Source organism: Pseudoalteromonas sp. NSLLW24 (genome assembly GCF_015864725.1).
Taxonomy (GTDB): domain Bacteria; phylum Pseudomonadota; class Gammaproteobacteria; order Enterobacterales; family Alteromonadaceae; genus Pseudoalteromonas; species Pseudoalteromonas arctica.
This window is the reverse complement of sequence record NZ_JADYWQ010000007.1, coordinates 112708-135723: the sequence shown is the minus strand read 5'-3', so window position 1 is coordinate 135723 and position 23016 is coordinate 112708. Positions and strand designations below refer to the sequence as shown.

General features: G+C 37.2%; 14 protein-coding genes and 1 tRNA gene. 4 read left to right on the top strand and 11 right to left on the bottom strand.

All coding sequences use genetic code 11. The annotated features are described in order from the left end of the window. Positions 1–12: 12 nt before the first annotated feature. The 11 genes from I6E72_RS09450 to I6E72_RS09400 form a co-directional block, all read right to left on the bottom strand. A complete protein-coding gene (locus tag I6E72_RS09450) occupies positions 13–1275 on the bottom strand; it encodes a glycosyltransferase family 4 protein (protein WP_197112015.1) in 1263 nt (420 codons plus the stop codon). Next, on the bottom strand, positions 1276–2691 hold the full coding sequence (locus I6E72_RS09445) for a lipopolysaccharide biosynthesis protein (protein ID WP_197112013.1): 1416 nt from the start codon (positions 2689–2691) through the stop codon (positions 1276–1278). Beyond that, positions 2681–3811, bottom strand: a complete 1131-nt coding sequence (rffA, locus tag I6E72_RS09440) for a dTDP-4-amino-4,6-dideoxygalactose transaminase (RefSeq protein WP_197112007.1) — start codon at positions 3809–3811, stop codon at positions 2681–2683. Before rffA ends, I6E72_RS09445 begins: the two co-directional genes overlap by 11 nt. After that, complete coding sequence (locus I6E72_RS09435; RefSeq protein ID WP_197112005.1) at positions 3798–4367, bottom strand: acyltransferase; 570 nt, start codon at positions 4365–4367, stop codon at positions 3798–3800. Before I6E72_RS09435 ends, rffA begins: the two co-directional genes overlap by 14 nt. 7 nt (positions 4368–4374) lie before the next feature. Further along, positions 4375–5106, bottom strand: coding sequence for an acetoacetyl-CoA reductase (phbB, locus tag I6E72_RS09430; protein WP_010555583.1), 732 nt, complete (start codon positions 5104–5106; stop codon positions 4375–4377). Between the two features lie 20 nt (positions 5107–5126). Continuing rightward, positions 5127–5999, bottom strand: coding sequence for a glucose-1-phosphate thymidylyltransferase RfbA (gene rfbA / locus I6E72_RS09425; protein WP_197112003.1), 873 nt, complete (start codon positions 5997–5999; stop codon positions 5127–5129). Between the two features lies 1 nt (position 6000). Further along, on the bottom strand, positions 6001–7104 hold the full coding sequence (gene rfbB, locus I6E72_RS09420; RefSeq protein ID WP_197112001.1) for a dTDP-glucose 4,6-dehydratase: 1104 nt from the start codon (positions 7102–7104) through the stop codon (positions 6001–6003). A gap of 41 nt (positions 7105–7145) precedes the next feature. Continuing rightward, positions 7146–8105, bottom strand: coding sequence for a Wzz/FepE/Etk N-terminal domain-containing protein (locus I6E72_RS09415; protein WP_197111999.1), 960 nt, complete (start codon positions 8103–8105; stop codon positions 7146–7148). Between the two features lie 271 nt (positions 8106–8376). Further along, positions 8377–11055 carry an SLBB domain-containing protein gene (locus I6E72_RS09410; protein WP_197111997.1) on the bottom strand — a complete coding sequence of 893 codons (2679 nt, stop codon included), beginning with the start codon at positions 11053–11055 and terminating at the stop codon, positions 8377–8379. 122 nt (positions 11056–11177) lie between these two features. Next, positions 11178–11960 carry a DUF481 domain-containing protein gene (locus tag I6E72_RS09405; RefSeq protein ID WP_007582317.1) on the bottom strand — a complete coding sequence of 261 codons (783 nt, stop codon included), beginning with the start codon at positions 11958–11960 and terminating at the stop codon, positions 11178–11180. Positions 11961–12145: 185 nt separating this feature from the next. Then, complete coding sequence (locus tag I6E72_RS09400) at positions 12146–12964, bottom strand: mechanosensitive ion channel family protein (RefSeq protein ID WP_101217996.1); 819 nt, start codon at positions 12962–12964, stop codon at positions 12146–12148. 284 nt (positions 12965–13248) lie between these two features. On the opposite strand from I6E72_RS09400, the gene I6E72_RS09395 reads away from it, so the two are divergent. From I6E72_RS09395 to I6E72_RS09380, 4 genes are all read left to right on the top strand, one after another. Next, positions 13249–13324 (top strand) — tRNA-His (locus tag I6E72_RS09395). A 482-nt stretch (positions 13325–13806) separates the two neighbouring features. Further along, positions 13807–15132, top strand: coding sequence for a surface lipoprotein assembly modifier (locus I6E72_RS09390; RefSeq protein WP_165735303.1), 1326 nt, complete (start codon positions 13807–13809; stop codon positions 15130–15132). 12 nt (positions 15133–15144) lie between these two features. Further along, entirely contained in the window at positions 15145–16263 is a 1119-nt protein-coding gene (locus I6E72_RS09385; RefSeq protein WP_165735302.1) for a FecR family protein, read from the top strand. A gap of 39 nt (positions 16264–16302) precedes the next feature. Beyond that, on the top strand, positions 16303–23016 hold the full coding sequence (locus tag I6E72_RS09380; protein ID WP_197111995.1) for an Ig-like domain-containing protein: 6714 nt from the start codon (positions 16303–16305) through the stop codon (positions 23014–23016).

Sequence of the window (23016 nt, the reverse complement as noted above, 5' to 3'; positions counted from 1 at the left end):
TAATACATTGATTTAGTTTGGTTTAAAGTCTTCAAATTGAGTTAACTTAGGATGCCTTTTATTAAAACGCATACTAACTCTGTCTAATATTCTTGAAAATTCATAAATCCAGCGGTTATATTTTAATTTTTTAGCCGGCATAGTTATATATTTCAATTCATCCATTGATTTTTGACAAGACTCATTAGTAAAACTATCAATGCACTCTAAATGACTAGATATTAGGGTTTTTCTTTGCTGAGTATTCATATTGATATAATCTTCAATAATTGTCTCAACCGATATCATTTCTAAATCCAATCCCTTTAGATTGTATTCATATTGGTTAACATCGCTAAAATACCCATATGTTTCAGCTTCTATAACATTTTCAACGCCTACTATACTTGGCAAACCTAATGCTGCAGCTTGGATTATAGCAGTACCACTACCTATGAATAAATTATAATTACTCACTGTTTCATCAAATTTTAGATAGTCTAATGTCCCTTTTAAATGAATAGATTCACTCAATCCAGCCTTATTTATCTCATCAGCTATTTGTGCTTTTAAAGGGCCATCACCATAAATGTCAAATTGAACATTAAACCCTTTCGTTTTTAAATTTTTTAAGACCTTAATCATATAAAAATTATATGTTTTAAAATCAACTAGTCGCCCTATTGCTACGATTTTTATTGGTAAGTTTACTTCACCTGAAACTTTAATATCTTTTTTATCGATAACACCTAGTCTAAAAGTATTTGCATCAGTCAATTTTTTACGCTTATGTTTTATATATAATTGGCGATTGCCTTCCGAGAAAAAAAGTAGCGATTTTTCGGGTAAAAAATCAAATATAAATTTGCGATTAACTTTTTCATGCCAAGCAACATTATCACCGCCCCACAAAAACTTTATGTAATGATAAAAACCAACCGTAACAATTATATTTTTATTTAGCATATTTGATAAGCGATATCCCACTAGTGCATGCATTCCATCGCTTGCATGTATCTGATCGACATTTTCTAAAATGCGCTCTAATGCTCTTTTTTTAACGGGCACGAGTAGAGGTAATCTGCGTGTAAATTTTCCTAAATTTAAAAATATATCATCAGGAAATAGTACGTTTGCATACTTTTTCATTTCGTTTAATAATTCAGGGTTACTTTCGTGTGGTAATGACAAAAGAAGAATGGTTGTATGCAACCCTAACCTGTGACGCTCTTTAGCCATTCGCATAAAAAACGTTTCAATACCACCTACTGGTAAAGCACCATAAATAAATAACATTCAAACCCTTTTCATTAGATAGTTTTTTAAATAAAAATATGTTTCTGCTAATCTTTTAGAAAATAGAACGCAGCTCAAAATTAGTAGGAAAACCCAAATCCACATTAGCGCCGGTTCATTTGCTTTTGTAATGACCATAATGCATGTAGCAGCGACATAACCAATCATCAATACATAAATTTTAACTCTTGGTATGGCCTTCCATATATGGGCGCTAGATTCTGTCTTTACTGTAAAAAAAATAAAAAATGCAAAGATTGAAGCTAATGCAGCTCCAGAAGCCCCATAATGAGGTATTAGTAGATAATTTAGAATTGCATTAACTGCAAATGCTATAAAAGACGCTAACATAGAAAAGTTAGTTCTGCGGGTTATACCAATCCCTACTCCTGTCACCTCGCTTAATAAGTAAAATAAAGGCATAGCTACGCACGCTACTATTAAATATTCTATAGCGGAGTATTCCTGAGGTAAAAATATAGGAATAATGAAAGATAATAAACCAAATAAAGACCAAATCAGCACAACAAATAACACCATATTTTCTATAACACACTCGATTTTACTTTTCTCAGAGCCCTCTTTGACCCAACGATAAAGAAGGGGGTGCCATATGCTAGAAAAAATAGATGTAACAACCGATACAACTCCAGCAAGAGCTGCTGCCAATGAATAAATACCGAGTTCTTCGAAGCCTGACAAACTTCTAAGGAAGAACCTATCCATTGTACTCACCCCCCAGTAAGCAATGCCCCCAGCGACCAGCGGTAAGCTAAATGTTAGCATTCCCTTTAATAATACGGTGTCAATTCGCTTCGTAAAAGCTGCAATCCAAGATTTTCGGGTTAGCCAAGCAAATATAATTAATGAAAACGATATCGCTAACGTATTCATCAACATAAGCGTATAAAATTCAGCTTTTAAGCCAAAAAGCATTATTAAGCTTATTAATATAAGTAAAAATAACTTAGGAGCAATCTGCGTTATAGAAAATGCTAAACCACGTTCTTGCATACGAATTACGTGTGCTAAGAAGTTAATAAAAAAACTAGCTAACAATCCCACAAATAACAAAACCGTTAACGAATTTGAATTTATCCCGAATAATAATTTAGAAATAGAGTAAGGCTGTAATAAGGCTATCAATGCAACAATAGTAATTAAGACTAAACCGGGAAGAATACTTAATTTTAATAAAGCTTCCTTATCAGTCTTTTCATGATATTCACGAACATAAGCTTGATGCATTGATAAACTAAATAAGGATACAGCTAACCCTAAAACCACTTGCAGCATAGTCAAACGGCCGACATCTTCAACTGTAAAAAACCAAGCGACAAACGGCAGGGTTATAAACCCAAGAAGTGCTGCACCAATTGGGCCTAAAGCAAATTGTAAAATTATTTTAGCTTTCAAGGAAGAAATCCAAAGACGCTTTTATTACCTTGTCTTGATTTTCTGTAGTCATTCCATAATACAGCGGCAAACGTACTAGCCTTGAACTCTCTTGCGTTGTATAAGTATCTTTGCCTGAAAACTCGCCAAACTGTTTTCCTGCAGGGCTTGAGTGCAGTGGGATATAATGAAAAGGTGTCGTAATATCCTGCGTTTTCATATAACTAATAAATTCATTTCGCTCTTCATTTGAGCTCAATTTTATATAAAACATATGCGCGTTATGCGTTAATGAATCCGGAATATGAGGTAGCTGTTCAGCCTTTAGTTTTAGGCTCAGTTTATTGTAATAACGTTCCCATATTGATAAACGGAAATTATTTATCGTGTCTGCGGCTTCAAGTTGAGCATATAAATATGCAGCTTGTAACTCGCTTGGTAAAAAGCTCGAGCCTATGTCTTGCCATGTGTATTTATCGACAATACCATGTAGGAATTGGCTACGGTTTGTTCCTTTCTCACGTATAATCTCAGCTCGTTCAACTAGCTTAGGGTCATTAATTAAAATAGCCCCACCTTCACCACCCGATGAGTAGTTTTTAGTTTCATGAAAGCTATAACAACCTATATGACCAAGACTTCCTAGTGCTTTACCTTTATAGGTAGACATTACGCCTTGTGCTGCATCTTCTACTACCCACAAGTCATGTTTTTCTGCGATAGCGAGTATTGTATCCATTTCACAAGCTACACCTGCGTAATGTACTGGCACTATTGCTTTTGTTTTAGCCGTAATAGCAGCTTCAATGAGTGTTTCATCAATATTCATTGTGTCCGGACGAGCGTCAACAAATATAATTTTTGCACCACGTAATACAAACGCATTCGCTGTAGATACAAATGTGTATGAGGGCATTATAACTTCATCACCAGGCTGAATATCAATCAGAATAGCGGCCAGCTCTAACGATGCTGTACATGAGGGAGTTAGTAATGCTTTTGTTGTGTTGAAGCTGTCTTCAAACCATTTTTCGCATTTTTTAGAGAAGTAACCATCGCCACATAACTTGTCTGATGCAATCGCTTGCTCGATATACGCTAATTCTGTACCTACTTTAGGAGGTATATTAAAAGGAACCATTGTTATCTCTTAAAAATTCAATTTCTAGTTCAAGTAAATTTTTCTTTCTTTCTTTGACACGCTTTGCTGGATTTCCAACGTAAATCCCCCAAGGCTCAGTAGTTTTGTTAACTAGAGACATGGCACCTACAGAGCAGCCCTCTGCAAGCTTTACTCCTGGAAAAACGATTGATCCAGCACCGACAATTACATGCTTAGCTAAATGCACGTGTTTTTTCGTCTCTTTTTTATATTTAGTCGGTATTGTAGGGTTTGTTAAAGTTCGACCAGAGTAATCATCCGACTGACTAAACACTTGTACTTGATAAGCTAAACCTGAAAAGTCATCCATTTGAATACCTTTCTCACCGCCAGCAACTAGACAAAATGGTGCTATATGGACAAATTGACCTATTTTTACATTACCTGAAATAACACAAAAATCATCAATTCGGCTGTTATTACCAATCTCAATTTGATCTGGGTTATATATTGCAGCTTTGTCGCTAATTTTGACATTCTTACCAAGCGCTTTAAAGCCAACATTTTGTAATTCAATATCTGTTAAATATGCCATTTTATAATTACCCTATGAATAAGCCGCCATTTACAGGAATATTCGCACCTGTAATGTATGAGCAACAATCACTCGCAAGAAATGAAGCTACATTAGCAATTTCTTTTGGCTCAGCCAGTCGCCCTAGTGGAATGTTGTCTTTTATGCCTTGCAATATATCAACTCTAATATTCTTCATCATTTCGGTGTTTGTATAACCCGGGGATATTGTATTAACTAAAATATTACTTCTAGCGCCTTCTTGCGCTAATGCCATTGTAAATCCATGGACACCAGCCTTCGAAGATGAATAATTTACTTGACCTGCCTGACCCTTTTGACCATTAACAGATGAAATGTTAATTATTTTTCCACCGCCGTTCTCTTTCATTATTTTATATATTGGTTGTGTAATATAAAATAATGAATTTAGATTAGTATCGATTACACTTTTCCAACTTTCCAATGACATTTTATGAAAAAAACTATCACTTGTAATACCCGCATTATTTACAAGTAAATGAACTGAACCTTCAAGCTCACTAATTTTAGCAATCATCTCTTCAACAGCTAATAAACTTGTGACGTCGCACTTAAATAAGCGACAATCATTTGATAGAGAATTTACCCAAGAATCATTTGCTTCTTGATTATCAGCCCTTGATATACCAACAATAAAAAAACCATCCTGACTTAGCTTCTGGGATATAGCTAAGCCAATACCTCTTGTAGCACCAGTTACTACGGCTATTTTTTTCATAACTAACTCACTTTATAATTTCAGGTGGCAATACTTTTTAAATACTGCCCGTAACTATTTTTTTCTAGTGGCTTAGCTAGTCTTAAAACTTCTTGCTTTGTTAACCAGCCATAATTTAATGCAATTTCTTCTAAGCAAGCTATTTTATACCCTTGTCGCTTTTCAATAGTCTCTACAAATTGAGCCGCTTCAAGTAAGCTTTCATGCGTACCTGTATCAAGCCAAGCAAAGCCTCGACCAAGTATTTCAACATTTAGCTTATTTTGCTTTAAATAAATTTCATTTAAACACGTTATCTCTAGCTCACCTCTATGCGAGGGCTTAACTTGTTTTGCTATTTCTACAACTGAATTATCGTAAAAATATAAACCGGTTACCGCTAAATCAGACTTTGGTTTAGCTGGCTTCTCTTCAATGGAAATAGCCTTTTGGTTATCATCAAATTCAACGACACCAAAACGTTCCGGATCTTTTACTTGATAACCAAATACAGTCGCTCCTTGCCCATTTTTGGCATTCTCGACTGCATGTTTTAACTTAGGTGAAAACCCTTGCCCATAAAAAATATTATCGCCTAGCAACAAGCAAACGTCGTCAGAGCCAATAAACTCTTCACCTAAAATAAACGCTTGAGCCAAGCCATCTGGGCTTGGTTGTATCGTGTAACTAAGCTCAACGCCAAAGCGTGAACCATCACCTAATAATCGTTTAAATGATTCTTGATCTTCAGGTGTAGTAATAATTAAGATTTCACGTATTCCCGCTAACATCAACACAGAAAGCGGATAGTAAATCATTGGCTTATCATAAATTGGGAGTAACTGCTTGGATACACCCATAGTAATAGGATAAAGGCGTGTACCGGAGCCTCCGGCAAGGATAATTCCTTTCATGCTATTTTCCTTTAGCTGTCATATTTATTTCGCCCAGACGCTCACGCTGATATGAACCATCTTGTACGTTTTGACACCACGTTTGATTATCTAAATACCATTGAACGGTTTTACGTAGGCCTGTTTCAAAGGTTTCGACCGGTGTCCAGTTTAGCTCTGCACTCATTTTTGATGAATCAATAGCATAACGTCTATCGTGACCAGGGCGATCTGCCACGTACGTTATCTGTTCTGAGTACGGGGAGTCCTTAGGCACTAAAGTATCTAGAATACTGCAAATACTTTTAACAACTTCAATGTTTTGCTTTTCGTTATGACCACCAATATTATATGTTTCACCAATTTTACCTTCAGTTACTACCTTATATAAAGCTCGAGCATGATCCTCAACGAATAACCAATCTCTAATCTGATCACCTTTTCCATAAATCGGTAGTTTTTTACCTTCAAGGGCATTAAGTATTACTAATGGTATTAATTTTTCAGGGAAATGATATGGCCCATAGTTATTTGAGCAATTGGTTACAACTGTAGGAAAGCCATACGTACGTAGCCATGCACGAACTAAGTGATCACTAGATGCCTTACTTGCTGAATAAGGACTGCTTGGTGCATAAGATGTTTGTTCAGTAAACAGAGGTAGCGCTTTACTCAACGCATTACCCGCTTGCTCATCTGGGTGAGGTAAATCACCATACACTTCATCAGTAGATATATGATGAAACCTAAAAGCGAGCTTTGCGCTATCTTCGAGTGAATTCCAGTACTCGCGAGCAGCTTCTAATAAAGTGTAAGTTCCTACAATATTGGTTTGAATGAATTCAGCGGGGCCTGTAATTGAGCGATCAACATGGCTCTCTGCAGCTAAATGCATTACAGCATCTGGCTTGTGCTCGGCAAACACACGGTCTAGGGCTACACGGTCACAAATATCAACTTGCTCAAATGCATAACGCTCATTACTATCAACTGATCTTAGTGACTCTAAATTACCTGCATAAGTCAGCTTATCGAGATTGATAACCAAATCTTGAGTATTATCTATTATATGTCGGATAACAGCAGAGCCAATAAACCCTGCACCACCTGTTATTAGTATTTTCAATTTAATTACCTTTAAAACTTTACTGCTCAAAGCGGATTATTTCAGTCTTCTTTTTTTAGAAAATACAAAGTTAAAACGCTAATTGTTGCCAAAATAAACCCTAGAATTGCCGCAAATATACAGATAAAAGCTCGTTTGGGGCCTGACTTAATTTCAGCGACGATTGCTGGATCTACTGTTTTAAATACGTATTCATCACGAACATTAGCGAACATAATCGTTTTTGCTTGCTCTTCTATAAGCTTGTATAAAATTGAACGTATATCTGCAATTTTTGTTTTATCTAACTGTTTAACTAGAAAATCTGTACTACGATTGGCTTCTGCTACATCTCGTTTTTTCATAACCGAATTGATGTCGGCAATTAACCAGTCTACCCACTGCTTGGCAACGACAGGGGAAACATGTTCAATTGAAATTGTAATCATCCCTGTATCTTTTAGAGTATTTATAGATACGACTTTGCTGAATGCTCTATATGCTTCTTGCATTGAAGGCTTTGGCTTGAAAGGTGCAGATATTTCACGAACCCACTTTTTTTGTTCTGCGAGATAAACATCTTCATTGTATAAAATATCATTAGTACTACTATTCCATGACTTTACTGCCATTAAATTGGGTAGGATATTATGATTTTGTATAAATTCGCTCGTAAATTGACGTGACTTCAAAACTTCAATTGCTAGCTGTGTTTTATTATCAGAGGCTGCACCCAAATTAATTCCAGCCAAGCTAGCCAAACCACCAAACTGCCCTGATAAGCCACCTAAGCCGCCAGACTCTTTCTGTTCTGCTGCAGTTAATAATGCTTCAGACTTATAAGTATCGGGTAAACTCAATGCATAAAATACAGCTATAAAAGTAAATAATATCGATGTGAAAATAATTATAAATTTACGCTTCCATAGTACTGATAATAACTCCTTTAAATTTATCTCTGCATCAAAGTCTTGCTCTAAATAGTTTAACTCGTTGTGATATTCTTTAATTTTATTACTCATGTAATTCTCTTATCAGCCAGTTTTCTGAGATATATGATTCAATTTTCAACAAAACATTGAATTTAAGTTTTTAGCTACAGATAACTGGGAAGATATGAAACTACAAAACTTAGTAATCTTAACTTATTAAAAATAAATACTCTTACGGAGTAAATAACTTAACTGAAGTAAACAACACAGTTAACTCAAGTTTCGATTTATATTTCTATCAATATTTTAGTCAAAATAAACGCAACAATGGTTTTACTCATTGCGTTTATTTATTTTCTTTTTATAAGCTACCAATAGCTGCCACTGCTACGCCTAGCTGATAAAGAATCTGCGTTGCAGTGCTCCAAAGCGTTAGCTTGTCCATGTGTCCTGCGTCCATTGGTATTACTATTGTGTCGCCTGGTTCTAACTGATCAGCATTATTTGCTGCAAACCAGCCACCTGTGTTTGGTATTTTCACTGAACCATTGGCTTTAATAATGTAAATTCTGTCTTCAGCGGCACGCTCTTTAAGGCCACCACTCAAAGCAAGATAATCATCAACACTCACCCCAGTTTTGTATAGGTGCGATGTTGAGTAATTAACTTCACCAATTACGCTAATTGAATCACGCTTGCTTGGTACATAAAGTGTATCACCATCTTGTAATACTAAGTTTTGTTGGTTATTTACAATTAAAGGTAAATCAATTACTAAACGTCCTACGGCTTCAACACTCGCGAGGTCGTTTAACAGCTTGTTCATTTCTTCATATGAAAGTGTGCTACTGCTTACAGAGTTTTGGAAGCTCTTAGAAGCTATATCACGGCGAAGCTCTGTAGATAAACGTGCTAACTGCTTTTCCTCTTGCTCTTTAATCGACGTACGGGTAAATACAGCTGCTTTTTGCTCTGCAAATTTTGAAAAGCCACCCGCACGTTCTAGCAATTCAGTAAGCGTTTCTCCTCGGCGTATGGTGTAAGTGCCCGGAAATTTAAGCTCGCCTTTTAATTCTACTTTTACATTTTCTTGCCAATTTGGAATAGCGAATACGTTTATGCTGTCTTTGCTTTGTAACGTAATATTACTTTGAAGATCGCCCTTCATGGCACTTTCAAGGTCAAATCTTAAGTGTTCTATTTTAGAGCCATCGCTTGCTACAATACGTGTAATTTCAGCTTGTTTTATGTATGCAGACTCCAGCAAGCCACCTGCTGCTGTTATTAAATCACTTACCTCACCACCAATCATTAGTGGATAAATACCAGGGAAAGTAACGTTCCCGCTAATCTCAACTAATTGCATAGCTTGCTGCACTGATGCTTGCTGCTTAAATTTAGCAATAATTGGCGCTAATAAATTATGGCGGCTAAATAACGCGTAATCTTCAGGTTTGAGTTCTTTGTCTTCTTCTTCTTTTGCTTTGCGCTTAGAAATTTCAGCAATAGTGAGTATTTTATTGTCTTCAAGAACAAGTTCTTCGTCTTCTTGATTAACGCCAATGTATTTTTCGAACTCTTTTTGCTCAAACTTATGCCATTGCTCTGCTTTTTGTTGCTGCTCTTGTTGCTCTTTACTAAGGGCCATATTTGCTAGAGTTGATTGCTCTAATTCTTTTTCTTCAAAACGGCTAAATACAACAATTTTGTCATTAGCTTGAAGTTGTAAGTTATTTTCAGGATTTTTAATAATCGCTTGAGCAACGTCGAATTGGTGTGCTTCTATATCGCCGTTTATATTTATTTCGCGGATTACGAGTCCATAGCTTAAATCGGCTTGCGGTAGTAAGTCACCACGTACTGATTTAAGTACATCTGAAATGCGCTTGCCTTGGTGCCACTGATAATTGCCTGGGCGCGCTACGGCACCAATTAAGCTAACTGAATTTTGATATTGCGAACTAACTGAATTAAAGCGAATACGATCGCCATCTTGTGGAATATAGTTAATTTGCGATTTTGAAAAGTCTACCGAGAGTACTTCTTTACGATCGAAGTTAAAGCGCTCTACAATTGCGCTTTTGGCATATGCATTTGGTTTAAGGCCTCCAGCCATTGCTAATAACTGCTTAGCAGACTCACCTTTTTTAAGTTCAAAGATAGCTGGGCGTTTAACCGCACCTTCAACTCTTACTTGAGCGCCAACTGATGGAATAAATACAGCATCGCCCGGCTTTAATACGATATCGTTACTGCTATCGCCATTAATAAGTAAGTCGTAAAGGTCAAAGTTTGCAACTACGTTGCCTGCGCGTTTAACTTGAATATTACGAAGAGAGGCAATGTCAGACACGCCACCGCTTACGAATAATGCGTGCGAAACGGTTGTTAACGAAGAAACACTGTAGCTACCCGGCTTATACGCTTCTCCTAGCACTAAAATACGCATGCTACGAAGTTGGCCAAGCGATATAAAGGCTTTTACACCAATAACTTCCTGCTCTACTTTTACTTTTATTAGTTCTTTAATTTCAGCAAAGGTTAAACCAGCCACTTCTACAGGGCTCAGATCAGGAATACTAATACGTCCTTCACGGTCAACTATGACTTCAAAACTGTCACTTTCTTTACCATAAAAGTTAATTTTTAATTGATCGCCAGGACCTACAATATAAGTATCGGGTACTGCGGCATTTTCGCTTGGCATAAATGTAGTGGGTTCACCTGCAAACAACTCATAACCATATGGTTTTAGTTCGTCTGCTTTTGGTTTGAAGCGCTCTTCATCTGTTAGCTTTTCTTTTTCTGGCTCTGCGCGCTCGCCAATACTGTTTTGTTGCTCTGTATTATTTTGATTATTGGATTGGTTTGTACCGGTGATTGTTGAAACATCAACACCATACTGTTTTGCTAGGGCTTCTTGCTGAGCTTTTGGCAGCTTTTTAAATTGCTCAATTTGAGATGCTGTTGGCGTAAAAGCCAAAGTACTAAAACTACAAAGTAGAATAAAAGCACTAATAAATTGTGTAAAAACTTTCACGAGTAGGTATATCCCTAGGTCTACAACCAAAATTGGTGGCTATAATACCTTAATTTTGAGCAAATAAAAAAGGGACTTTCGTCCCTTTTGTCACTTTAGTGTCATTAACTTAGTTACATTGGTTAAAAACTGTAAACCAGAGTAAATGATGTTTCTGTGTCAGTGCTTTCTTTGTCGTCAGCAACATCTGAGTTGTTAGTGACATTAAAAGCGACTTTCATTTGTAATGAGCCGTTTATTTTTGCAAGCAATGCAGTTTCTGAACGAGTTTTAGTGTTTGTATCACCATACTCTACAGCAACTAATTGAGTAAAACGTGCACTCTCAGAAATTTGCCAGTTGTAATCTAATTTACCTAAGGCAATTACTTCGCCTTCAAACTCGCCAGCAAGAGAGTTACCGTTATCATCTATTTCAGTGCTGTCATCTGGGTATTCAAAATATTTATAACCAGGACCAACTTCGGCACTTAACCACATTGTTTTTTCGTTTAATAAACGTAGACCGTAACCTGCAGAAATTACTGACTCACTTCTATATGCTCCAAAATAATCTGAAACGTGTGAACCATAAATGAATAGATGAGAATGATCTTCATTTAATTTGTAATTACCTTGCGCTGAAATCGAGTACTTTTCATTTGTGCGCTGCTTATTTTTGTCGCCATTCGCATCTTCAACTTCATCTTCTTTGTAGATACCATCTAGCTTGTATTCGTTGTTCCAGTGTTCAAGGTTGTGCTGTACTTTAATACCACCTTTGAGTGTGGTCGTTTCTGTATTACCACTTGTGATAATAGCACCAAGCTCACTGGTAACTTCCCACGTTTTTTGATCTGCGTCTGCAGCGAATGCATTTGTTGCAGCAGATGCTGCAACTAAAACTGATAAAAGCTTTAATTTCATTAAAAAATAACCTTTGTATAAATGTATATCTATTTTATTAAAGCGTTACTTGTTAGAGCAAGCAAAACAGCTAAGTAATAATGTAAAAAATTTCATGCAGCAAATACTGCATGAAATTTTATGTCTAATAGCCGTTTTATCACTACAACAACTAAGAATAACTTTAATTAAATAACTATTTAAAATTAGTCTTGCTTGTGTAAATGAACATCCATTTGTGGAAATGGGATTGCAATATTTGCATCATCTAATGCAATTTTAATATTTTCCATTAATGACCAGTAAGTAGGCCAGTAATCAGCAGCGTTAACCCAAGGGCGAACAACAAAGTTTACGCTAGAATCACCTAACTCATTTACAGCTACTGTATAAGCTGGGTCTTTAAGTATGCGTGTTTCTGCATCTAATACAGATTTTAATACTTCTTTTGCTTGACGTAAATCAGCATCGTAACTAACACCAATAACTAAATCGATACGGCGAGTAGACTCACGCGAGAAGTTAGTAATAGCGCCTGACATTATTTGAGAGTTTGGTACGATGATTACTTTATTATCTGGAGTACGAAGTTCAGTTGAGAATATTTCGATTTTCTTAACAGTACCCATTTTATTACCGGCTTCAACAAAGTCACCAGACTTGAATGGGCGAAGTAAAATAATAAGTACGCCTGATGCGAAGTTAGATAATGAACCTTGTAATGCTAAGCCAACAGCTAAGCCTGCAGCACCTAAAATAGCAATGAACGAAGTTGTTTCAATACCAATTTGCGAAAGTGCCATTAAAATAGTAACAGCAAATACAAGTGTGTACACAATGCTTGAAACAAACGACCCTACAGCCTTATCTACTTTCTTTTTAGCAAAACCTTTTTCAGTTAAGTTAGAACAAAACTTAGCGATACGACTACCAAGTAAAAAGATAACAAGCGCAACAACAGCTTGTATACCGTAGTGTAAGATTAGGCCTGAGTTATCGTTAAGCCAATTAAGTACTGAATCCATATTTACTCCAAATGTTTTTTATTAAGCGTTTTCCGAGCATTATTATACATTAATTTACAATTTATTCTCATAGAATAATGAATTAATACTATTAAATTCGCCTGTATTCGATTTTTCGCGAAGGTTATGCGACAAATATGTTACCTAATCCCCGTAAATACTAGCTGTCCAACACTGATTAAATTTGTTTATTTAAATTATTTTAATTTATTTCACTTTTAGACTTCACAACATTTATTATTTTATGTATTATGCGCGCCACACCAAACAAGGTGTGTGTAGTGGCGGTTGTAGCTCAGTTGGTAGAGCCCCGGATTGTGATTCCGGTTGTCGCGGGTTCAAGCCCCGTCAATCGCCCCACTTTTTCTCCTAGTAATACCCTTATTTATATTTTAATAATTCCCCTAAATTATATTTTTTAATATTCTATACAGCATACCCAAGCTTTATTACCCAAATTAATTAATATTTTAAGCTAAATTAGTTTATCAGCAACCTCTCCCCTTTAATTAGTTTAACTTGAAGATTTCTTAGCAAGTATTTAGCCTGCAATTAAATAACATTTATTTAACCAATGTGATTACATTGGCTGTACTTAAGTACAAAAAGTGCTAGATTTCTAGTACTAATACCAAACCTGCATAAATATTTGAGCAACTTAACGAATTAAATTTCACTAAAACGTTGTTAAAATTTTTTTATTTAGAACAACTAGATACAAAAATTTTCGCCTAGTTCTAGCGTGATTTTCTTAACGTTAAATAGACCTCACATATAAGCAGATTGGTATAACATCACTTTATTACAAAACATCAAACTTCCTATGGGATATAAAATTAAGCATGATTAAACAGCTTTTAAGAAATTTACTATGTAGTTATTTGGCCTTAATAAGTTTTAGCTCATTGGCTCAAAGCAATGATGAATATGATAATCTATTGATTAAACTGCAAAAATTAGTTTCTGAAAAGAAATATACTCAGGCTTACGAAAAAAGTAACAGTGAATTTCAATACTTAGGTGAGCCTGTTTATGATTTTTTACTTGGGGTTTCTGCGCTTAAAACAGGAAATGCGGCACCTGCTGTATTTGCTTTTGAACGCGTAGTTGAAAACAACCCTAGATGGTATGAAGCTCGCTTGTACTTAGTTCGTGCTTATTTAACCGTTAATAATTTACCTGCTGCCGATACCCAAGCTTTAATACTGATTAACTCACCTAATACACCTAATAACATAAAGTCTTCGGCCCAGTCGTTACTTGATACAACCACACTTAAAAAGCAAGAAGCTGGACGTTCTTATAAGCAAAATATTGAGCTTGCCCTTGGCGTTGATGGCAACGTAAATGCGGGTACGGCAGAAAATACGATTATAATTCCTAATATTGGTGAATTTTTATTATCGCCAGAAAGTAAAAGTACGCAAGACAACTATGCGCGACTAAATTACAGAGGAAAGTACTCTCACCCTATAGATCAAAAAAGTTTAATCACTTTAAGCGTTAATACCGGGTGGTACAAGTTTGCAGAACTCAGCCAATACGATCGTATAAATGCGCATATTAATGCTGCCTATCAATATAAACAAAATGACATAAGTTGGTTTGCACAAGTATCGACGACTCCATTAATGCTTGATGGCGATCTTTATCGTACTGAATCAGCTTTAACAGCAGGTGCTAGTTATAAGCTGAATAAACAAGTTAATTTATTTAGCTCTGCGACTGCGGGTGTTTTAAATAATAGATTTGATGAAAAGCTCAATAATTCGTTTTATGCAATAAACGCAGGAGCTAGCTATGCAACTAAGCAATGGTTTCAAAGTTTAAGTGTTAACGCTAAAAATGAAGAAGCCGATATTACTGAAGGTGAATTTAATAGCCGTAATATTACGAGTTTGTACTACCAAGTGAACACTCAACTAGCTCAACATTGGCAGTTGTTATCTCTTGCTGGATACCAATGGATTAATTATAAAGATGATCACCCTTTATTTTTACAAGAACGTGCCGATAACCTCTTTATGCTCTCAACCACTGTTCGCTATTTAGTTAATCGTGATTTAGCAATACAGTTGGCTGCCAACTATCAAGATAAATCCAGTAATATTTCTTTATTCGAATATGACCGTTTAGATATCAATTTAAGCGCTTCTTACTCATTTTAATTTAAGGTATTTATGAAACATTTACTCCCTGTAATTACCACTTTACTTTGTGTAAGTTTTTATACACAAGCAAACTCCCCTGCTGGTAAAACTATTTTAGCGCGAGGCTCTGTACTAGCGGTTGATGGAAGCTCTGAACAACGGCAGTTGCAGCGCAGAGATACCGTTTTTGGTGTAGATCGCATTACGACTGGAGAGAAAAGCAAAGCGCAATTTTCAATGTCGGATGGTGGTTTAATCGCTTTAAAAGAAAATTCAGAACTCAATATTGCTAACTACGAATTTGATGATAATACCCAACAAGGTTCTGCTTCTATTGAGTTACTTAAAGGTGGTTTACGCTCTATTTCGGGTGTGATTAAAAAAAATGGCGGCTCTTATAATGTAAAAACCCCCGTTGGATCTATTGGTATACGTGGAACACATTTTGAAGTTCAGCTCGTTGAAGGCAACGTGTTTTTAGCTGTATGGGATGGCGCAATAGATTTAACTTTAGAAAATAATAGCGTGGTTTCTTTGGGTGATAACGAGGCATTTTCGTTTGCACAAATTACAGCCTCTGGTGAAGTATTAAAAACGACGCGTGCGGCACGTGTGTTTGATCAAAATATAGTAACGATCGACCCTAAAGATGACAACGAAGAAGAGGCTGAACAAGCATCTGTAACTGAAGTTGAAGTAAATGCTTTTGAAGCAGATACAGATACTATGGATATATATTCTGAACAACAATTTCAAACAGTTAGCAGCGCATCTTTAGTCGATCAAATAGCTCAGCGCCAAGGTGTATTTAACTATGAAGCATCAAGCTTTAATGTAAATTCGAGTGTGGGTGCTGTTACTGACTTTGCTATGACTATGGCTGTTGATTTTGATAATGGCACGGTACCTGATGGTGAAATTAGTTTTAATGACGCGGGCGGAAATTGGTATGCGGCTTACAGCGGCTTAATAAATTTAAGCGAACTTGACCTAGCCGTTACATTTGCATCCCATGGCAACAATAAAGCCGAGGGCGATGTTGATGCAATATTTTTGAATGACTTAGACAATATTACTGGCAACTTCAATCTTAACGAAATAAATAATCCTGATGTAAATGCTAGCGGTTCTTTTAAATTAGAACCATAAACACATTGGATACAAAGCTTTTATTATGGAGTATTTAAAATGACAGCAAAAAATATATTTTTGCTTGGTTCTATGGTGTTTTTGTTAAGTGCCTGTGGAGGCTCAGAAGAAAGCCCTGCTCAAGAGACAATACAATCACCTACGGCTGAAGTAGTACCGCCAACGGTGACTAGCTATATAAATTTGGCTGGTGTTATAGCGAGTAATCAAACCAAAAATACAAAATCTTTAGGTGCTGTCACTTCAAGTAGAGGTGTTGTTGGATCAAGCATAGCTAATACACGCGCTAATATTATTTTTTCACAAACAAACGAAACTGTGCAAGGCAACGTTTCTTTTTTACTTGAAGCTTCGGATACTGATGGCATTGCTGAAGTTAGTTTAGTGCTCCCTAGTGTCAATAAAAGCATATCACTGTGTTCTTCTGATTGTGGTTTTGACTACGAAAAATCAATTATAGGCCTCAGCCCTGTGCTTTATGGCGTAATTCCAGGAGAGATACGCCTAGAAATATGGATAACTGACACTTTAAATAATCAAGTCCTTGCTGATGCAATTACTTTTAACTGGCAACCATATCAAATTGAAGGTGTTACAGCTCAGCGAGACGAGGATAATATTAATCTTTCGTGGCAAGCTAACCCCGAACTTAATCGTTATAACGTTTATATTGCAACTCAAGCTGGAGTTTCATCTACTAATATTTATGAATTAGAAAACGGGCAACAATTTTTAAGTATTCAAGATACTGCATTAAGCATTACCGAGTCACTTACAGATAAAAGTTATCAAGTACTTATTACCGGTATTGATGGCAGTGGTGAAAGTGGCTTTGCTAATATAATAAACATAGCACCAGTGGGTGGAGAGCTTGCATTTGCACCAGAAGCTAATGCCGATCAGTTTCAGATAAATGAAGATCAAACTCTGCAAGGCAACGTTCTAACAAATGATACGAATCAATACAGTGGCGATTTACGTGTAAATGCAGATGCATTAATTCTACCGCAGCATGGCACCATTAATATAAATGAAAATGGGGATTTTACTTATATCCCTATTGCAAACTTTAATGGTGAAGATGCCTTTAGCTATCAAGTTGCTAACGAGCTAGGTATGACAGATACCGCAGTTGTAGAGATAACCATTTTAGCTGTTAACGACGCCCCTATTGCGCTTGATAATACTTATAACATTACAAACAATGGAACCTTAGTTGTCCTATCGCCTGGCTTACTTATTAACGATAGCGATATTGATTTAGATAACTTAACTGTTGATACAACGCCTGTTAGCGAACCGACAAGAGGACAATTAACCCTTTTTGATAATGGTAGCTTTGAATACCAAGGCGAGCAGAACATGCAAGGCCAAGACAGCTTTCAGTATAGAGTTGTTGATGCGCAAGGTGCTCAGGCTATTGCAAATGTAACTATTGTAAGCTCAAATACTAACGTAGCCCCTGTAACAAAAAATGATAGCTATAGTTTAAGCGAAGATGAGACACTTGTGGTTACATCAGCCAATGGTGTGCTTAGTAACGATACTGACCCAAATAATGACATTTTTTCAGTTGATGAAACATTTATTGTGGCACCAACACATGGCCAACTATTATTAGCAATTGATGGCAGCTTTAGTTATGTGCCGGATGCTAATTTTAATGGTGTTGATCAATTTCGATATCAAGCTATAGACTCATTAGGTGCAACCTCTACAGCCACAGTAACTTTAGTAATAAACAGCGAACCCGATAGCCCTGTCGCACAAAATGATGCCTATCAATTTAGTAAAAATAAACTATTTGAAGTAACAGTACAAAATGGCTTGTTAATTAACGACTTTAATATTGAGGCTGGCGATTTATCGGTTAATACTACGGCAATTAATACAACTCAAAATGGCGAGCTTACATTAAAAGTTGATGGCTCGTTTACCTATCAACCAGACTCAGGTTTTATTGGTGTAGATAGCTTTACCTATTCAATTTCAAATGAGCAAGGCTTAACTTCAACAGCTCAAGTAACCTTAAGTGAAAGCGGCGTTAATACTTTTCCAGAAGCCAATGACGATCAATATATGTTAGACGAAGACAGCTCTGCATCTTTATTAGACGTGCTAGCTAACGACACTGATGCAGATGGCGATACGATTAGTATTTCGAACATAGAAAATATTGCTGGAGAAGCGACTATTGTCGCCGGAAAAATACAGTTTACTCCACCAGCAAACTTTTCAGGTGAGATAGTACTAACTTACACCATTACGGATGGCTATAGCACTGGTAATGAAGGCATAAACGACAGAACAGCAAGTGTGACGATTACCGTGACACCCGTTAATGATGCCCCCACTGCAAATACTGATTCAGCAACGATGAACGAAGATGCTCCTGCGTTATTAGTTAACGTACTAGCTAACGACTCCGACATTGATGGCGATACTCTTACAATAACAGCTGCTACTGCAGATATAGGTTCTGCATCTGTTGTTGATAATAAAATCCAATACACGCCTGCTGCTAATACAAATGGAACAGCAATTATTAGCTACACAATAAGTGATAGTAATGGTGGTACTGCAACTACAAACTTATCAATAGTTATTACTCCTGTAAACGATACTCCTATTGCAAACGCAGACTCAGCGACAGTAGATGAAGATGCAGCGCCAATACTAATAAACGTATTGGCAAATGACTCCGACGTGGATGGTGATAGCCTCACTATCAGTGCTGCCTCGGCAGATACTGGTTCGGTCGCAGTGGTTGGCAATCAAATTCAATATACACCGGCAGCTGACGACAACGGCGTAGCAACAGTTACTTATACTGTAAGCGATAGCAGCGGTGGTGCCAGTACAACAACGTTAACTATCACTATTACCTCCGTAAACGATGCTCCAATAGCAAACGCCGATTCGGCTACCATGGCTGAAGATGCAGCGCCAATACTAATAAACGTATTAGCCAATGACTCAGATGTAGATGGCGACAGCCTCACTATCAGTGCAGCATCAGCCGATATTGGCTCGGTCTCAGTGGTTGGCAATCAAATTCAATATACACCGGCGGCCGATAGCAATGGCTTAGCAATAGTTACTTATATCGTTAGTGATAATAATGGCGGAACAGATAATACCACGGTCACTATTACTATAACTGCAGTGAACGATACACCTGTTGCCAATAACGATACTGCTACTATGGCTGAAGATGCAGCACCAATACTGATAAACGTATTAGCCAATGACTCAGATGAAGACGGCGACAGCCTGGTGATAAGTGCAGCATCAGCTGATATTGGCTCAGCCTCAGTAGTTGGCAATCAAATTCAATACACACCGGCAGCTGATAGCAATGGCTTAGCAACAGTTACTTATACCGTTAGTGATAATAATGGTGGAACAAATACTGCCACGGTCGCTATTACGATAACTGCCGTGAATGATGTACCTGTTGCCAATAACGATACCGCTACTATGGCTGAAAATGCAGCGCCAATACTGATAAACGTATTAGAAAATGACTCAGATGTAGATGGCGACAGCCTGGCGATTAGTGCAGCATCAGCTGATATTGGCTCAGTCTCAGTAGTTGGCAATCAAATTCAATACACACCAGCAGCCGATAGCAACGGCTTAGCAACAGTTACCTATACTGTTAGTGATAATAATGGTGGAACGAATACTGCCACGCTCGCTATTACGATAACTGCCGTGAATGATGCGCCTGTTGCCAATAACGATACCGCGACCATGGCTGAAGATGCAGCACCAATACTGATAAACGTATTAGCAAATGATACTGACTCTGATGGAGATAGCTTGGTGATCTCTTCAACCTCAGCTGATATTGGTTCGGTCTCAGTAGTTGGCAATCAAATTCAATATACGCCTGAAGCCAATACCAATGGACTTGCCACGGTAACTTATACGATTAGTGATAATAATGGCGGAACCAATACAGCCACAGTGGCCATTACCGTAACTGGTGTTAACGATGCACCTGTAGCATCGGTTCAAAGTTTTAGTATTAATGAAAATGCTACCGATGGCGACATCATAGGGACTGTTAGCGCGTCAGATATTGAGAACCAGACCTTAACTTATAGTTTAACTGGCGGTAACACTGCTTTATTTGAAATTAATAGTAGCTCTGGTGTTTTATCAACCGTAGGTGAAAGCCCATTTGATTTTGAAACAACTAATCAATATATCTTAAATGTCACTATAACTGATGATGGCACCCCTAATGAAAGTTCAAACGTTAACATAACCGTTAATATTACTGATGAAGTTGAGCTTTTTATACCAACTGAAGATGTGGCATTTGGCCGCCCAATTACAGGAGAGCTTGATCTTTCGGACATTTTTTCTGGTGGCGAATTTAAAGACAGTATAGAGCTTAATGGCAACCTTTATTTTGTTGGTTTTACCAACAATGCTGATAAAGACCTTCTTATTGTCTCTTACTCAAACAATGGTGATATGAATACTGCCTTTAATAACACCGGCACTAAAATACTCGATTTAGATCAAGATGAAGAAGCCACAGCTATTATTTCTGACGGTACAGATCTTTTCATTGCCTATTCTAGTTTTGATGGCACCCATAATGAAGCTTGTATACTTAAAATGGATCTCGCTGGAACGTTAAGCACTGGTTCGGATGATGATGATGACGACGACGGTGAAAGTGGCGCAGGTATTCAGTGTACAACGCTTAATAGTACTACCGTTATTAATGACCTTGAAATTGATGGCGATAAATTACTGGCTGTGGGCAAACACTTTGACGGCACTCAAAACGATAGTTTATGGATACACTACAAAAAATCAGATCTAGATTTTGAGAACTCTACTCCAGCTATTGTCGATGTTAGCGGCGCTAATCGAGATGATGAAGGCTTTGCCGTTAAGAACTTTGATAAGTCTGATTACTTAGTGGTAGGGAGTGTTACCAATGCAGAGGGAACAAAAGACTCTCTACTTCGTTATTTAAAATCTGATGGCGATAATGACAATAACTTTAATGGTGGCGCAGCACTAACAATTGATATATCTGATAATGATAAAGACGACGAACTTTTTGCTGTAGGCGGAGTTGTTGATTCTGAATTTACTGCCTTTGCAGGTGGATATGTAACAAGAACCAGCGGTGAAAAAGAAGCGGTAGTATTAGCTATTAATAAAGATGGGGAGCTAATCACCACCTTTGGCAATGCTGGTATTGCAATTTATGATATTGATAATGATAGTGGAAATGGTGATGGCGGCGCTAACATTGCGGGCATTAAACACGAGCCCATCAACAATGGTATTAGCTTGTCGGGGACGACTGGCGTATCAGCCTCAGAAAAATTATTTTCAGCACGGATTAATAATCAAGGTACTTTAGATAGTGCCTATGGCACCTCCGGCATTAATATAATTGATGGTATAAGTGGTAAGCAATTTGCCAACACTTTAGCTATCGACTCTAATGACACTATTTGGGTAGCTGGTGTTAATGATGATTCAAATACAAAACCGTTTATTGCAGCAATAGACAGTCAAGCCACATTATTTGGTAACTTTGAAACGAATGGTTACTTTACCCTTAATAATTTAGTAGATGCGACAAACGACGAATCAATGCACGTTTTACAACTTAGCAATGACCCTCATGCCGGTAAGTATATTCTTGCATCAACGGCTAAATCGGACTCAATTACTAAGTTAGTATTAACACGCTTTACGAGTGCGGGTGATATCGATACTAGCTTTAGCGAAAGTGGCCATAAAGAAATTGCCATAGATTTGAGTAAGTCGCGCGTCGCTTTAACCGAGCAAAGCGACGGCAATTTAGTTATTACAGGCTCTAAAAATAGTGAAAATGGTGAAGCGGGCTTTGTAGCTAAAGTTGATCAGTCTGGTAATTTAGACACTTCATTTTCAACAGATGGTGTATACACAACCTCTGTCAGTGGCGCAGAATTGGTAAACCTGACAGGTATTGCACTTGATAATAGCGGTAACATTATTACTGTTGGGTCAATCGTAATAAGCGGCACTCCTAGCCCAATCGTTATAATGCTGACACCAGAAGGTACCCTTGAGCCAAACTTTGGCACTGGCGGAAGTATCATAGGCTCAGCTTTTGAGTACTATAACCGTGTACATACCGACAATGCAGATATTTTCATTGGTGGTAAGGCAGTATTAAGTGGCACTTCAAAGCTAATCGCATTGAAGTTAAGCTCAAACGGTACTGAAGTCTTTAAATATGTAGGTGAAGAAACCACAGATACCCACAATAAAATAGCGCAGATTTTGACTGACACAACGGGTAAGTTATATTTAATAGCAAACCTTATTGATTCGCCAAATAAAGCCAATGTTATTAGACTGCTTGTTACGGGTACGCTCGATACTAGCTTTGCCGTAAATGGTGTCGGTGAATATACTTTGGCCTCAACCGGTAACACTGAGCTAAGCGGTGCAGCGATCGATAGTAGCAACCGACTTATTTTAGCCGGCAAGGCTAACAATAAAGGAATGTTAGCGCGTATCTTAACTGACGGTACTTTAGACAATACGTTTGGACCCAGTGGTGCCGGATTTTATGAAGCAAGCCAATGTACCAGTACACATGTATTTACTTCAATCATCTTACAAAATGATACCCAAGTTGTTGTAAGCAGCACCTGTAATGACACTAACTCTAACAATGTTAGTATTTCTAAATTCAATTTTGTAGAAGATGGAGCTTAG